The sequence below is a fragment of the Nocardia sp. NBC_01730 genome (assembly GCF_035920445.1).
Classification (GTDB): Bacteria; Actinomycetota; Actinomycetes; order Mycobacteriales; family Mycobacteriaceae; genus Nocardia.
Genome location: NZ_CP109162.1, coordinates 6,729,039 through 6,744,226, shown reverse-complemented (window position 1 = coordinate 6,744,226; position 15,188 = coordinate 6,729,039). Strand labels below are relative to the sequence as shown.

15 protein-coding genes and 1 pseudogene are annotated in these 15,188 nt (G+C 63.7%); 11 read left to right on the top strand and 5 right to left on the bottom strand.

The window, feature by feature from the left end; genetic code table 11:
• Positions 1 to 7: 7 nt before the first annotated feature.
• The 10 genes and pseudogenes from OHB12_RS28535 (at position 8) to OHB12_RS28495 (ending at position 6,166) form a co-directional block, all read left to right on the top strand.
• Complete coding sequence (locus tag OHB12_RS28535) at positions 8 to 316, top strand: PadR family transcriptional regulator (protein WP_327121573.1); 309 nt, start codon at positions 8 to 10, stop codon at positions 314 to 316.
• Entirely contained in the window at positions 313 to 669 is a 357-nt protein-coding gene (locus OHB12_RS28530; RefSeq protein WP_327112412.1) for a DUF1048 domain-containing protein, read from the top strand. The genes OHB12_RS28535 and OHB12_RS28530 overlap by 4 nt, the downstream gene beginning before the upstream one ends.
• Before the next feature lies 1 nt (position 670).
• Positions 671 to 997 (top strand): DUF1048 domain-containing protein, encoded by a 327-nt coding sequence (locus OHB12_RS28525; RefSeq protein ID WP_327112410.1) that lies wholly within the window; start codon positions 671 to 673, stop codon positions 995 to 997.
• Between the two features lie 344 nt (positions 998 to 1,341).
• Entirely contained in the window at positions 1,342 to 1,581 is a 240-nt protein-coding gene (locus OHB12_RS28520) for a hypothetical protein (protein ID WP_327121802.1), read from the top strand.
• Positions 1,582 to 1,747: 166 nt separating this feature from the next.
• The gene (locus tag OHB12_RS28515) at positions 1,748 to 1,984 is read left to right on the top strand and encodes a hypothetical protein (RefSeq protein WP_327112408.1); all 237 of its coding nucleotides are present in this window, start codon (positions 1,748 to 1,750) and stop codon (positions 1,982 to 1,984) included.
• A 129-nt stretch (positions 1,985 to 2,113) separates the two neighbouring features.
• On the top strand, positions 2,114 to 2,698 hold the full coding sequence (locus OHB12_RS28510) for a DegT/DnrJ/EryC1/StrS family aminotransferase (protein ID WP_327112406.1): 585 nt from the start codon (positions 2,114 to 2,116) through the stop codon (positions 2,696 to 2,698).
• A gap of 6 nt (positions 2,699 to 2,704) precedes the next feature.
• Positions 2,705 to 3,145 carry an NUDIX hydrolase gene (locus OHB12_RS28505; protein ID WP_327112404.1) on the top strand — a complete coding sequence of 147 codons (441 nt, stop codon included), beginning with the start codon at positions 2,705 to 2,707 and terminating at the stop codon, positions 3,143 to 3,145.
• A gap of 175 nt (positions 3,146 to 3,320) precedes the next feature.
• Positions 3,321 to 3,443 (top strand): annotated as a pseudogene (locus OHB12_RS36475) (DUF4172 domain-containing protein); the annotation flags it as partial.
• Positions 3,444 to 3,576: 133 nt separating this feature from the next.
• The gene (locus OHB12_RS28500) at positions 3,577 to 3,897 is read left to right on the top strand and encodes a hypothetical protein (RefSeq protein WP_327112402.1); all 321 of its coding nucleotides are present in this window, start codon (positions 3,577 to 3,579) and stop codon (positions 3,895 to 3,897) included.
• 220 nt (positions 3,898 to 4,117) lie between these two features.
• Entirely contained in the window at positions 4,118 to 6,166 is a 2,049-nt protein-coding gene (locus tag OHB12_RS28495; protein WP_327112400.1) for a BTAD domain-containing putative transcriptional regulator, read from the top strand.
• A 63-nt stretch (positions 6,167 to 6,229) separates the two neighbouring features.
• On the opposite strand, the gene OHB12_RS28490 is transcribed toward OHB12_RS28495, so the two are convergent.
• The 3 genes from OHB12_RS28490 to OHB12_RS28480 form a co-directional block, all read right to left on the bottom strand.
• Positions 6,230 to 7,543, bottom strand: coding sequence for a UDP-glucose dehydrogenase family protein (locus OHB12_RS28490; RefSeq protein ID WP_327112398.1), 1,314 nt, complete (start codon positions 7,541 to 7,543; stop codon positions 6,230 to 6,232).
• Between the two features lie 165 nt (positions 7,544 to 7,708).
• On the bottom strand, positions 7,709 to 9,424 hold the full coding sequence (locus OHB12_RS28485) for a glycosyltransferase family 2 protein (RefSeq protein WP_327112396.1): 1,716 nt from the start codon (positions 9,422 to 9,424) through the stop codon (positions 7,709 to 7,711).
• Between the two features lie 173 nt (positions 9,425 to 9,597).
• Positions 9,598 to 10,605, bottom strand: a complete 1,008-nt coding sequence (locus tag OHB12_RS28480) for a UDP-glucuronic acid decarboxylase family protein (RefSeq protein ID WP_327112394.1) — start codon at positions 10,603 to 10,605, stop codon at positions 9,598 to 9,600.
• Positions 10,606 to 10,922: 317 nt separating this feature from the next.
• Between OHB12_RS28480 and OHB12_RS28475 the strand changes: the two genes are divergently transcribed.
• The gene (locus OHB12_RS28475) at positions 10,923 to 12,182 is read left to right on the top strand and encodes an MFS transporter (protein WP_327112392.1); all 1,260 of its coding nucleotides are present in this window, start codon (positions 10,923 to 10,925) and stop codon (positions 12,180 to 12,182) included.
• A 39-nt stretch (positions 12,183 to 12,221) separates the two neighbouring features.
• Here the strand turns inward: OHB12_RS28475 and OHB12_RS28470 are convergent, their stop codons facing one another.
• Together OHB12_RS28470 and OHB12_RS28465 are read right to left on the bottom strand one after the other, a co-directional pair.
• On the bottom strand, positions 12,222 to 13,022 hold the full coding sequence (locus tag OHB12_RS28470) for a crotonase/enoyl-CoA hydratase family protein (protein ID WP_327112389.1): 801 nt from the start codon (positions 13,020 to 13,022) through the stop codon (positions 12,222 to 12,224).
• The gene (locus OHB12_RS28465; protein ID WP_327112387.1) at positions 13,015 to 15,186 is read right to left on the bottom strand and encodes an acetate--CoA ligase family protein; all 2,172 of its coding nucleotides are present in this window, start codon (positions 15,184 to 15,186) and stop codon (positions 13,015 to 13,017) included. Before OHB12_RS28465 ends, OHB12_RS28470 begins: the two co-directional genes overlap by 8 nt.
• Positions 15,187 to 15,188 lie beyond the last annotated feature (2 nt).

Below are 15,188 nucleotides of genomic sequence, written 5' to 3'. Positions count from 1 at the left end.
GACGGAGATGCTGAAAGGCACGCTCGAAGGCTGCGTCCTCGAGATCATCGACACCGAGGAGACCTACGGCTACGCCATCACGCGCAGACTGAATGAACTCGGCTTCGGCGACGTCATCGAGGGGACGGTCTACGCCATCCTGCTGCGCTTGGAGAAGAACGGCCTGGTCGATGTTTCGAAACGACGTTCCGAAGTCGGCCCGCCGCGAAAGTTCTACGCGCTCAACGACACTGGACGCAAAGAACTCGCGTCCTTCTGGACGAAATGGGAATACGTGTCATCACGTATCAACGAGCTCAAGGGAAGTGAGAAATGAACTTCTGGGAGACAATCACAGGCAGCGATCTCACCAGGGAATACAAAGCCTTGGAAGCTCGAGCCAAGGCCCTCCCGACCGAGTATCAAGCAGCGTGGGAAGAGATCAAGATCCGCCTCTCCCCCTACTCGGGCCTCACCGGCCGCAACCTGATGCCGATCCTCGATGGCGCCTTGGGGCTGCTCGAGGAAACAGCGTCGGATGGCTCGAGTGTCCAAGAGGCACTCGGCAATGACATCAAGGGCTTCTGCGCGGCGATCGCCGGCGAAGAAGGATGCAAGGACTATCGCGACAAGTGGCGCGAGCAGCTGAACAAGAACGTGGCAAACAAACTGGACCGGCTAGGAGGATAACGTGGGCATCCGCGACATCATCGAAGGCAAGAAGGAGTGGCGGGCGCACATGGCGCGGGTCAAGGCACTCCCATCCGACTACCAGATCGTCTACAAGGAGATTCAAAAATACCTTTTCAAGATCGGGCCGGTCGATCTGGTCGACGGGACCTTGCTCTCGGGCATGCTCGACTTCTTCGAAGAAGGGGTCGCCTCCGGCAAAGGAGTCATCGAACTCATCGGCAATGACGTCGCAGCTTTCTGCGACGACCTGGTAAAAGACTCAAAAACCTACGCCGAAATCTATCAGGACTCCATCAGCGAGGAAATCGGCAAGGGAATGAAATAATCTGCTGCCGCCAGGTCGGCTTGAACATCGCCGACTGGGCGGTTGGCAGGCAACCGAGCGCGACGAATGTTCGAGCGGCAGGGTGGGGAGATCGAGACGGCGCCCTCTACTGCTTGCCTCGATTCAGGGCGAATTCGGCTTCAACCACCAACCGGCCAGTAAGAAGATGCTGGTCGGCACGGTTCTCATGTGCATGGAGCCCCGCCGAGGGCACCTAGCTGTGACGTTGTTTCCACAGGTCAGCAGGTTTTCCTGACCTGCGCATCGCTCTCGGATCACCAACAAAAACCGATATATGCAGGTCAAACCGTTGCCCTGGTTCGAGCCCTCAGGAAACGCAGAACATGGGCAACCAGGCCGGCAACTCGCGGGATTTCAGGGCCGGCCGTCAGCCCGTCACACACCACGTCCACACACCATGGGACAGGCATCCCGGCCCGGCGAAGGGCCAATATTTCGACGCCTACCCGATGATCGACATCTACTCCCGCTACCTTGTCAGCGATCACGTCCGCATTCACGAATCCGGTGTCCTGACAACGGAATCGATGAACGAGATCTTCGGCGTCCGCGCCAACCCATGAGGAGACATCCATTCGCTCCGGGCCGACCGCGGTGTTCCGTCAGCACGAATCGTCATGCGGAACGAGCAAATCTGATCCGTGGGTTCGGTCGGCAAAGGTACTGTGAGAAGGCATCTTTCACCGATGCTAACCAGGAGCGGCAGATACCGACGACAGGGGATCCACAATGACGAAGTCCAGGATCGGCGCGGTTCTCGGCGCGGTCGCCCTCCTCGCCGCTATCGGTGTGTCCGCGAGCGGGACCGCCGCGGCCACAATGACCTGTGAGGAAGCTCGCGCCAACCTGAACAGAGCACAAGCGGACCTGCAGTACGCTCGCAGCCATCTCAATAACGAGGGAATCGGGCGGGCCGAGGCCGCGGTCGCCGGTGCGGAAACAGCCAAGACGTCCGCCTGCCGGTAGACCTCGGGAGACCTCGCCCCGGGAGGCAGCGGTCGCGAAGTAGCGGCACGTCGGTAACCAATAAAGGTCCATCGCAAGGTTGAGTCATGGCGGCGCAGCTCGAGTCCCTGATCGGAAAGCCGGAGCGTTTTGCCACCTCGAGCCGCCGCTACGGCCAGTTCCGAAATAGCGGCGGCACCATCATTACCTGTGCGAACTGACAATCAATCACACCGTATCCATCCGCTGGCTGCAGCCATTGCGCTGGAACAGCTTTCGCGTCTGGACGAGTACCTCGATGGGCGTCAGCGTATCGCCGAATACATTGCCGAAAAACTGGATGGACTGCCAGGTCTCGCGGTGCCGTGGGCCGAACCAGACGTTCGGTCGTCCTGGTACGGGTTGGCCATGCACTACGACACGGATTCCTTCGATGATGTGCCGGTCGAACGCTTCCACGCGGCGATCCAGGCCGAAGGCTGCTCCGAGATCGACCGTCCCGGCTCGACCTGCCCACTCAACCTCCTGCCACTGTTTCAGGATCCTGGCCCGTTGTTCCCGGCATTCAGCGGCAGACTGACCTACGCGCCTGGCGACTATCCGCGGGCTGAAGAGATTCACTACGCCACGCTCAAACTGCCTGTCTGGCATCAAGCAGAAGAGCTGCCGCTTGTCGATCGCTACATCGAAGCCATCTGCAAAGTCACCGAGCACGACACCGAGTTGAAAGGATAGGGATTGATGATCGAAACCACGCTGTCGGAGAAGCTGGCCAGTGCGGCCGTACGCGATGAGGTGCAACAGCTCGTCGTCGGCGCCGTGGTTGCGCACGAAGGCAAGGTGCTGCTGTTGCAACGACCCGCTGACGATTTCATGGGCGGCATCTGGGAGCTGCCGAGCGGCAAGGTCGCTTCGGGCGAAGCCCTCGATCAAGCGCTCGTCCGTGAGGTGAAGGAAGAAACCGGGCTGGAGATCGCGCGCATCCGAAACTACCTTGGCGAGTTCGACTACCAATCAGGCAGCGGCAAGAAGAGCCGACAGTTCAACTTCACGGTAGACGTGGTCGATCCCGAACCGGTCAAGCTGACCGAACACGACGTATACACCTGGACCAGCCTGTCCGAAGATCCGCCAGTGACGGAGGCTGTGAAGAACGTGTTGGCGATCTACAAGGAGATCTGAACACTCCCGCAGGATATCATTTGCACGGAGCTAGAGGCATACCCCCTATTCACCGCATATTCTGCGGCGAATAAGGGGTACGACCACCGCATGGCGGACAGATACCGCAGGTACATCTGGCAGGACCCCGACTGGCCTGACCTGAGGTACGACGCCGCCCGCCTCGCCCGGCTCGATAGCCGAAGTCGCACATCAACACGGACACCTCCTCGGCAGGCTCGCCGATACCGACGATACGGTCCAGGAGCAAGCCAGCCTGGCCGCCCTCACCGTGGACGTGGTCAAGACCAGCGAGATCGAAGGCGATCTGCTCGACGCCGCATCGGTCCGTTCTTCCATCGCGCGTCACCTCGGCGTGGACATAGGCGCGGTCGTTCCGGCCGACCGGCACGCGGACGGCGTGGAGGCGCACTCAAAAGGGCACACTCGACGTGACCCAATGGCTTCTCTGGTTCCTCGACGCGCCGCAGCGCGCCACTGCCGATGCCGACGACACCATCGACACGGTCCTGGCAAAGGCTCGGTTCTGGCGCCACTGGGTACAAACCGCGGTGAACGCCCGCCACATCACCATGCTCAACCGTCTACTGGACGGGGTCAGCGGCAAGCTCACCACCCGCGAGTGGGCGGTCATCACGAAATGCTCGCAGGACACCGCACTCCGGGACATCAACGAAGTGGTCGACCTGGGCGCCCTACAGCGGTCGGGCTCCGGCGGCCGCAGCACGTCCTACGAGCTGGTTCGGCCATGATGCCCGAAAACGGAGCCTCCCGACTGAGCCCGGCCTCGATGCCCTGTGCTGATCCCGCGTCGACTTTTCCGGCGCGAGATCAGCGTCTTTCCGGTTGCGGTGCAACAATGAACCGGACATTGATGGTGTCTCCGACCGGACCACCACGAACCGGATCGAGCAACGCGGCTTCTGATCTATAAATATGGCGGCCGCTGTCGTGCTTGGAAGGGTGATCGATGTGTCGCTGACTGCTGGTGGCCAGCTCGCCGACAGCATCCAACACTTCCGGCGGCGTGCCGGTCTCAATCAACATGCCGCAGCGGAACTCGCCGGGTTGAGCGTCGGCGGACTGCGCGATATCGAACAGGGCCGAGTAGTCCGCCCGCGCGCTTCCACGCTGCGCAGGCTAGCCGATGCGTTCGGGCTGTCCCGTTACGAGTTCGATGATCTGGTACGCCAGGCAAACAATGAACACCGCCAAGCGGGCCGGCTGAGGGTCGAGATACTGGGATCACTGCGAGTATCGGTCGACGGCAGACTGATCGATCCGGGGTCGGAGGCCCAGCACGTACTGTTGGGATTGCTCGCGCTGACACCGAATGTTTCCGTGACTCGCGGCGCATTGCTCGATGCGCTCTGGGATGTGCGGCCGGCCTACGGCACATCGAACCTGCTGCAGTCGCGGGTCTCCCGACTTCGGCGGCGCCTGCAGCCGAGCATCGCCGACGATTACCGATCACAGCCGATTCCGGTGACTCGCAGCGGCTACCAGCTCTCCGTGACCGAGTATCAGCACGATCTGCTGGTATTCCGTCGGCTCGTCACCCGCGCGCGGCAGACCCGCGACGACAGGGACCTCAGTGCGGCGTGCGGTCTGTTCGCCGAAGCCATCGCGCTGTGGCGCGGCGATCCGCTCGACGGCATCGTCGCGTTGCAGACGCACCCGATCGTGTTGGCACTCATCCGCGAATACCGAGCGGTTGTGGTCGAATATGCCTCCGTTGCCGCGGATTTGGGGTCGTACCAGGAAGTACTTCCGCTATTGCAGCAGGTGGCCGACGCCGATCCCCTGCACGAAACCATTCATGCGGCGTTGATGATCGCGCTCGCGGGTAGTGGGCAACAGGCTGCCGCGCTCAATGTCTTCGACACCCTGCGGCGGCGCTTGGCATCGGAACTCGGCGCCGATCCCAGGCCCGAACTCACTGCCGCCTATCAGCGTGTGTTACGGCAGGAAGTAGGCCAGCCCGAGTTCACGCCGGTAAGCGCGCATCACCAATTGCCGCCGAATATCGCCGATTTCATCGGCCGAAAGGCGGAGCTTCAGCAACTGTTGAACGGATCCTCCGCCGACAACGCCGACACCTCGGCACCCGTCTTCGTGATCGAGGGGATGGCTGGCATCGGGAAGACGCGGCTCGCAGTGCATGCCGCGCACCGGCTGCGGAGGGAAGGCCGTTACGGTGACGGCCAGCTATACATGGACCTACAGGGGCATGCCGCTCAGTCACCCGCGGACCCCTCGTCGGTCCTGGCAACGTTCCTTCGGCAGCTGGGAGTGCCCAGCGAACAGATCCCGCCCGGCTCGGCCGAGCGAGCGGCCATGTACCGGGATCGGTTGTACGGCAAAAACACCTTGATAATTCTGGACAACGCCGGGTTCGAAGACCAAGTGCTGCCGCTCTTGCCTGCCGGTCCTACCAGTCTGGTACTGATCACCAGCAGGCGAACATTGGCATTGGACGGCGCCAGAACACTGCTCCTGTCGACATTCACACCTGCCGAGGCGGAGGAGATGTTGATACTGGCGGTCGGCGCGAAGCGGGTGCAGGCCGAACCGGACGCCACCCGCAGCTTGGTGGAGCTGTGCGGCCGTCTCCCGCTGGCATTGGCGATTGCCGCACACCGCCTGCAATCCCGTCCGACGTGGACAGTAGCGGATCTCGCCGAACAACTCGAGGACACCGGGGGGCTGCTCAACGAACTCGCCGCCGGAAGCAGGCGATTGCGGTCGGCGTTCGATCTGTCCTATCGATCGCTCAGCGCGGACGAGCAACGGATGTTTCGATTTCTCGGCCTGCTGGCCCGCGACGGCTTCATCACCGACTACGTTGCCACACTGATGCGGCTCCCCCCCTCGCATACTCAGCTGCTCATGGACCGTCTGGCCGACGAGAATCTGATCACCGTCGTGAGCAGGAATCACTATCGGCTACATCGTCTGCTCAGGGATTATGCGTGCGCGCTTGTGCGAGACGAGGAGCCCCGATCCGAAGCCGCATCCTGAAGAACGGCCGCTGGTTTCGTACCGACGGGCACGCCGCCGATACGAAACCTCGCCAGCGGCAACTCAGGCGGCGGCCCGCCCGAGTCCGCGGATCGTCCAGCCGGCAGCGCGCCAGGAATCCAGCGACAGCACGTTGCGCCCGTCGAGAATGCGTGGGTGGCTTACGGTCTTGGCGAGTTCCGCCGGATCCAGTTCCCGGTATTCCTTCCACTCGGTCAGATGGAGCACGATGTCGGCATGCTCACACGCCTTGGCCACCTCGCGGGCGTAGTCGAGCCCAGGAAACACCGCGCGCGCGTTGTCGAGTGCTTCGGGGTCGTGCACTCGGACCCGGCCGCCGCGCAGCTGGATCGCGGCCGCCACGTTGAGCGCCGGAGAATCCCGGACATCGTCGCTGTCCGGTTTGAACGCAGCACCCAGCACCGCGACGTTGCACCCGAGGAACGAGCCACCGACCAGCTGCCGAGCCACCTCGACCACGTGTTCCCGGCGCCGCATGTTGATCTCGTCGACCTCTTTCAGGAAACCCAATGACTCACCGACGCCCAGCTCTTTGGCGCGGGCGGTGAATGCACGGATATCCTTCGGCAAGCAGCCACCGCCGAAACCGAGTCCCGCGGACAGGAATCGGCGTCCGATGCGGTCGTCATGACCGATCGCATCGGCGAGCGTGACCACATCCGCACCGGCTGCCTCACACACATCGGCGATCGCATTGATGAACGAAATCTTCGTCGCCAGAAAGGCATTCGCCGAGACCTTGACCAACTCCGCGGTGGCCAGATCCGTCGAGATGTACGGGATCCCCTGTTCCAGTATCGGCGCGTAAACCGAACGCAGGATCGCGTCGGCCTCAGCCGATTGGACGCCGACTACCAGTCGGTCCGGCCTCAGTGTGTCCTGCACCGCGAAACCTTCCCGAAGGAATTCCGGGTTCCAGGCCACCTCGACCTCGGCGGGTGCGAGCCGAGCCACCCGGATCGCCAGCGCGGCCGCGGTCCCGACCGGCACGGTGGACTTGCCGACAATCAAGGTCTCCCGGTCCAGATGGGGCGCCAACCCGTCGATCACGGCGTGCACATGCCGCAGGTCCGCGGCGTATGAGCCCCGCTCCTGCGGAGTACCGACGCAAACGAAATGGACGTCGCCGAACTCGGCGGCTTCGACCAGCGATGTCGTGAATCGCAGCTTGCCGGAGCTGACGTTGCGCTCCAGCACCTCGGAAAGGCCGGGTTCGAAGAATGGCGCTCGGCCCGCGGCAAGCACTTCGATCTTGCCGGCATCGAGGTCGACACCGAGTACTTCATGACCGATGTCGGCCATGCAGGCGGCATGGACCGCTCCCAGATATCCTGTTCCGATCACAGTAATCCGCATGTCGTTCTCCTGAATGGAAAATCGGGGTGTTGGACAACCCGTCGTAGCCGTTGGTTGAGCCGTTGAAACCGTTACGCGTCATTTGCATATAGCGGCCAGATTTCGGTGGTTCGCCAACCCCATTTCCGCTCGACCCGGCTCACGTCGGCGATGAGGCGCGCCACGTCATCGGGGCGGCGATCCACGATCCGATAAGGAGTCTCCTTGCCTTTCTACATTCACTTCCGAACCACAAACATGGCCATCGCCGCAGTGGCGGGAGCAATCGTGGGTGCAGCTATCGACAACGGGGTCAGCCACGTTCTCGATAGCACGGCGAGAACTCACTCCAGCCGCCTTGACGGTTTCCGCGGCATGTAGCAGACATACTGCGAACGTCACCGCGATAAAGACCACCGCCCCCGATAGCGAAAGGAAGACGTAACTTGCCGTCGCGCCGGACAACTCGCCGATGAGCGCGGCAGCGGCCAACGTCATTCCGATCACGGCATAAGGTGCGATCAGTTTGAACGGAAGCGGCTCGAGCCCGCCTGCCTCTTTGGGAGTCACCTTGGTCGTGATCGTGCCGGGCCGGAACAGTTGCCGGACCGCCGCACCCACTCCCCGGGCGATGAACGGCCACCTGGTCAGGCGATACAGCCAGTTCTCCCAGCTCAGGATCGGTGTATCGATCGGCCGGAGCAGTCCGGCTCTCCGCAACACCGCAGTGCCCAGGACGAGCCAGAGCGAATTGGCCACCCAGTACAGGAGCACCAGAACCGGGTTGGCGGCGAACCACTCCACCCCGGTGACGGCACTGATCACCAGGACCGCTGTGCCGCATCCGATGGCCACGATCAACGCGGAGTGAAAAAGCATCGCGTACAGATACCGCAACCGCAACCGCCAACTGAGGCGGCCGAAATGTAGCGGCACCACCCGCAACAACAGGATGGTCAGGCTTCGTGTCCATTGAAATTCTTGGACCAGCATCGCCGAAAACGTCAGTGGCCCATTCCCGTGTGTACCGGCCGCAATGGCGAAGGCGCCGCGCCAACCCGCTGATTCGAGCAGGAAACCGGTCGAGAAGTCTTCCAGGAGCTCTGGACCGATACCACCGATCTCAGCGAGGGACTGTGTTCTGAGCGCCCAGAGAGAGCCGATGGGAATGGGCGCCAGTCCACGGTTGTGACCCAGCTGAACAGGACCGTGGAAGTACGCTTCGCGATGCACCCGTCCCCGAGCCGACCAAGAACTGGCCGCGTTGCGATCGCAATTATTCGGTGCCGCGACATAACCGACGGCGGGATCGCCGAACGGCCGGACCATCTCGGCCAGCGTGGTCGAGTCCGGCACGTGATCGCAGTCGACGTGGACTGCGACGTCATAATTCTCGTACCCGACACGATCGTAGAAGTACGCGAGGTTGCCCTCCTTGCCCCGAGTGCGGCGGGGCCAGGCGTCACAGTGGTATTCCTCGACACCGAATCGACTGGAAACCTGGACGCCGTGCGCCGCACACCAATCGGCCACCTCTGCGGTCGGCTGCTCGTCGCACAGCCACACGTCGTAGGGGTACGGGAACTCTTGCGCCAGCATCGACGACAGCGTTGTCCGCGCGACGTCCCATGGTTCCGACGGTGCACGGGTGACGACAAACGCAACCCGAAGCTTGGGCACCGGCAATCGCCGATCGACTTGCCACAGCCGGTTCGCCGCGGCGAGATAGGACAGCGGCTCCCACGACAGGTACAGCGGTACCGTGCTGGCGACGAGGAACCCGATCCATCCCACCCGGTTTTCGGGCCGCAGCCACCACCACCAGAAGGCCAGGACACCGGCGAGCCAACCGATGGTCAGGCCTGCGACGAGGATGCGCTCCGGGAGCTGCAGCGCTGGCACGAAGGTCTTCGGATGGAAAGTCCGTTGCGGTTTCGTGCCACGATCGAATATCGGTCCACGCGAAGAGATCTCGGTGACATTGCCGCCGGACAGTCGTCGGATCGCCGCAGTGCGGTCTCGATCATCGGAGTCCCGGTGAGCCCGGGTCTGTGACTGTGTAGGACCGAGTGGGTTCACAGCTGTTCCTGGTATTCCGGCAACAGGTTGTCGCATTGCCCGCCGGCAACGGCGGCGGCGGCCGCGGCCACCTCCTCCGGCCTGGACCGGAACCACTCCACCGTGCGGCGCAAACCGTCCTCGATATCGACTCGCGGTGACCAGCCGAGGGTCGTGAGCGCCTTGGTGATATCCGGGCGACGTCGAGTCGGGTCGTCGGTCGGCAGCGGGTGGTACTCGATGGGCGAGCGGGCGCCGGTGATCGCCGAGACCAGCTCGGCGAGTTCGGCCACGGTACGTTCATTCGGGTTGCCCAGGTTGACCGGGCCCGGCTCGGACGAGTCGATCATGGCGACGATGCCGCGGATGAGATCATCGACGTAGCAGAAGCTTCGGGTTTGACTCCCGTCGCCGTAGATGGTCAGCGGGTCACCATTCAGAGCCTGCGTGATAAAGCTCGTCACCACGCGACCATCATGCGGACGCATCCGAGGACCGTAAGTATTGAAGATCCGAATCACACCGGTATCCACGCCCAGCGTCCGTCGGTAGGCCGCGGTAATCGCCTCGGCGAACCGTTTGGCTTCGTCGTACACGCTACGTGGGCCGATCGGATTGACGTTGCCCCAATACTCTTCACGCTGCGGATGCACCAGTGGGTCACCGTAGACCTCACTGGTCGATGCCAACACGAAGCGAGCCCCGTGTCGGTGCGCCAGCCGCAGTGCGTTCTCCGTTCCACGGCTTCCGACCGCTAGCGTCTCGAGTGGCAGCCGGTGATAGTCGGGTGGGGAGGCCGGGCTGGCCAGATGCACAACCGCGGAAACCTCGCCCCCGACGTCGAGTCCGGCGCTGACATCGGCCTCATAGAATTCGAAGGAAGGATTTCCGAGCAAATACTCGACATTGGATCTGCTGCCGGTCGACAGGTCGTCCACACATATAACCTGATCACCTCGACCGAGGAGTAACACACATAGATGGGAGCCGATAAACCCAGCGCCACCCGTTACCAGAACACGCATCGATCACCTCGGGTACACAGGTTTTGAGTTGGCGTCACATCGCCAACCCGATGCGAGAAGAATAAGCCACGACTACACCTCGATGCGCGACAGACTGACCGGTTTGCTTTGACCGAAACCCGTACTTTGCCCGCGCTGGCGAACCTTCAACTACCTAAGCATATCGATCGAGCTGCGCTTTTCTGGCCATCAACAGACATGGCCGCGATCTCTCTTTGTCAGTGCATGCGCCCAGTATGGCACCTGACCCCGAAATAGCAGCGATGACGAGTGGGCCCCACCACGCTCGCGGGTAAATGAACGAAGGTTGAAATTCATTGAGCGGCGATTCAGTCGGACTTGATAGCGTATTGCAATTACAGACCGGCCAGTTCGAAAATGCCGAGACGATAGATCGAAGCCACTCGACGACACGCCTGGTACGCGATCGCGTCACCTGGCTGCACTATGCACAACAAGGCGCCTTCGGATATTTCCAGTTCGGATTCGGTCCCTCCGTACTCCTCTTCCGGCAGGAGGCGGATTTGAGCCGTACCGTCGCCGGCCTGTACGGACCGGCGCTCGCGGTCGGCGCGGTGATCGGCGGCGCACTGTTCCCGCACTTGACGCGGCGGTTGCCACTGGCTGTCGTACTGTCGATCGCCCTCGGCGGACTGGCCTCCGGCGTGGCAATGTTCTGCCTGACGCCATCGGTGGTCGGCACCCTTGTCGCTGCCGCAATCGCTATGGGCTTCGGCATCCTCGTGCTGAGCGGAGTCTCCACCGGACTCTCCGACCACCACGCAACGACTTCCGGAGCAGCGATCAGCGAAGCCAACGCGGCCAGCGCCGGCATGGGGATCATCGCCCCATTGCTGATCAACGTCGCAGTGGACGCCGGACTGGACTGGCGCGCCGCGATGGGCCTTTCGATCGTCTTCGCCTGTGTGCTCGCTGCGGTAACCGCGCTGACCCACCGACACTCGACCGCCCAAATCCGCGTCGTTCCCGATCGACAGCATTCCGAAAGCGAGGGCTTGCCACGGCGATACTGGCTGGCGTGGACTTGCCTGCTGGCCACCGGTTCCGTCGAGGCGGGCCTGATGCTGTGGTCACCCGAGCAACTCCGAATACACACCGGAATGGCTGCGGACATGGCTGCCATCGGAGTGTCCGCGGTACTCGGCGGCATGCTGGTCGGCAGACTCGCGGGAGGATGGGTAGTGGCGCGGATCCCCACCGCACCCTTGATGTTCGCCGCACTGACGATCGCGGCCGCCGGATTCGCAGTGTTCTGGTCCACCGCCGACCCGGAAATCGCCATGGCCGGCCTCATCTGCTGCGGATTGGGTATCTCGCTGCACTTCCCGCTCGGCGTAGCCCTCACCATGAAAACGTCGAATCAGCAGCCCGAACTCGCCATGTCACGCAACTCCTACGGCATCGCATTCGGCTTCGGGGCCGCACCCTTCCTCCTCGGCGCCCTCGCCGATCAACTCGGGATACGCGCAGCATTCGGATTAATACCCCTCTGCCTGCTCGTCGCAGCCCTATCGGTCGCACAACTGAAGCACCTGGAGCGACGCGACCACCTGTGAGGGAATCCGGTGACCAGCGGGTCGGCGGTCGCCGTCTGCTCATCGATCCGTGAAGTCAGGCGGTCTGCGCTCCAGCATGGCCGCGACGGCCTCCCGGTGATCCTCGGTGTGATGGGCGGCGGCCTGCATCGCTGCGGCCAGCTCCAGGTGGCTTTCCATGCCCTGGTGCCGGCCCTCACGCAGTAGGCGCTTGGTCATCCGCAGCACATGCGGCGGGTTGGCGCTCACCCGAGCGGCGAGCCGGTGGGCCGCGTCGAGGAGGACATCGGGTTCGACGACCTGGGAGACCAGGCCCCAATCGAGAGCGGTGTGCGCGTCGATCGGTTCTCCGGTGAAGGCCATTTCGCAGGCTCGGGCCATGCCGATCGCCCTCGGCAGCAGCCAGGAGCCGCCGTCGCCGGGAATGAGACCGACTTTCACGAAGCTCTCGGCGAATACCGCGGTGCTCGCGGCGATCCGCAGATCGCACAGCAGCGCCAGGTCACAGCCCGCGCCGATAGCGGGACCGTTGACGGCGGCGATCGTGGGAATCTCGCAGTGGTACAAGGCTTTCGGGATGCGCTGGATGCCGTGCCGGTACCCCTGACGCAGCTCCGCCGGTGTACCGCTGAACATTCCGGCCCGATCGCGCATCTGTTTGACGTCGCCGCCGGAAGAGAACGCCGACCCCGCACCGGTGAGAATCACCGCCCGCAGGCTGTGGTCTCGATTGGCCGCCGTCACCGCGTCTTCGAGTGCGGTGACGGTGTCGGCTTCGGATATCGGATTGCGCGCCGACGGGTTGTTCAGCGTCCAGACGACGACGTGGCCAGTTCGGTCGATCAGGAGCGGTTCACGCATCGCCATCTCCTGATAGGTTCTCTGACAACACGATTCGGACATCGGCAAGGAAAATTCCGGAACTCGAGACGATCACCGGATTGAGATCGAGTTCGACTATCTCCGGGTGCGCGGCGACGAAATCGCCGATGCGGACAAGGAATCGGGCCAGCCCGTGCCGGTCGACCGCCGGGAGGTGACGGTAGCCGTCGAGCATGCGGGAGACGATCGTCTCGTCGATCATTTCGCGGGCCTCGAGCTCGGTGAAGGGAGCGGCCCGGAATGCGACATCCCGCAATGCCTCGACCAGCACCCCACCGCTGCCGAAGGCCACCACCGGTCCGAAGATCGGATCGCGAGTGGCGCCGACAAGCAGCTCGACCCCGGCATCGGCGATGGGGGTGATGAGCACACCGTCGATGCGGGCGTCGGGCACGTGGGCACGGACGGAGTCGATGACCGCTTGGGCGTGCTGGGCGGCATCGGAGGCCACCACCCCGAGCCTGACCCCTCCGACGTCGGATTTGTGGATCACCTGCGGAGAAACGACTTTCAGCGCACACGGCCGTTGGTGCTCGGCGACGGCCGCGACCACTTCCGCGACGGTGCGAGCGAATGTCCAGGCGCCGACGTCGATTCCGGCGGCCGCGATCACCTGCCGTCCGGTCGGCTCGTCGAGAAGTCCTGATCCTTCGATGGCCGGGGCGGGGGGCGGAAGTACGAGCGAGGAGCGTTGCGCGGTATCGGCCAGCAGGCGGCCACGCCGCTCCAGGGCCGCCACCACCCGCACGGCGTGATCGATGGAGCTGAGCACCGGTATACCACCGGCCCGAAGGCGGTCGTGGTTGGCAATCTCGAAACCGGCGTAGCAGCTCTGGACCAGCAGAGGGACACCGTGTTCGGCGATGAGCGCGAGCAACACGCCGCCTGCGGCGTCCTCGATCTCGCGCAGTTCGGGATCGAATCGCAGGTGGTAGCCGCCATAGAGGCCGATGATCAGCACGAGACCGACCTCGGGATCGCGCATGAGGACGTCGGCGGCCTCGGCGAACACCATCGGGTCGGTGTCGGTGGCGCCGGCCACGTCGACCGGATCGGCCACCGCTGCGGCGTCGCCGAGCAGTTGCCGCAGCCGCAGCCGGGTCTGCTCGCCGAGCCGGGCCAATTCGATGCCACGGGCCGCCAGGGCATCGGCGGCCAGCGTGGCGTGGCCACCGCCGTCGCTGAGGATCGCGACCTTACGCCCCGGGGCGATCGGGGCGCAGGTGGCAAGGGCGCCGGCGACGACCGCGAGCTCGTCGGAGCGGTCGACGAGCTCCACCCCCGCCTGCCGCAGCACGGCTGTCGCCACATCGTCCGAACCGGCGATCGAGCCGGTGTGTGAGCGCGCCGCACGGCGCCCCACTTCCGATCGTCCGCCACGCAGCACGGTAACCGGTGTGTCCGGCACGGCATGAGCCGCGGCGGCCAAGAACGCCCGTCCGTCGACGAATCCCTCGGAATGGATCGCCACAACGCCGGTGCGCGGATCGCGAGCGAGTTCGGTGAGGCATTCGTCGTAGCGAACATCGGCCTGATTGCCCAGCCCCACGTAGGCGTGGAAACCGGGGCCTTTGGTCGCCCGATCGTCGTTGACCAGGGATAGCAGCATGTTCCCGCTCTGGGTGATCACACTGATCGGCCCGCACGGAACATTCTCGAGGCCAACGAGATTCGCACCCGAGGAGACGTTGAGCAGACCCGAGGTGTTGGGACCGATGACCCGAATGCCGGTCTCGGCGATCGCCGCCGCGAGCGCAGCGGCGAGTTCGGCGCCGGCTTCCCCGATCTCTCCGAAACCGTTGGCGAGCACAACGGCTCCGGCGATACCGGCGGCGGCGCACTGGCGCAGCATGTCGGGGACGGCGGCGGCCGGCAAAGCGATCAGCGCGACGTCGACGCCGCAGGGGAGCCGATCGATCGACGAGTACACGCCGAGGCCGAGGATCTGCGGTGCTGTCGGGTTGACCGGGTAGATGGGATGGGCGTAGCCGGATTGCTGTAGGGCCCGGATGGCCTGGAACCCGCGCTTGGCCCTATTGGCGGATGCGCCGACGATGGCGATGGAATGTGGGTCGAACAGCCGCTCGAGCGCGGTGCGGTCGCGAGCGTCGAGAAGGGACGTGTGCTCGTCGATACTGGTCATGC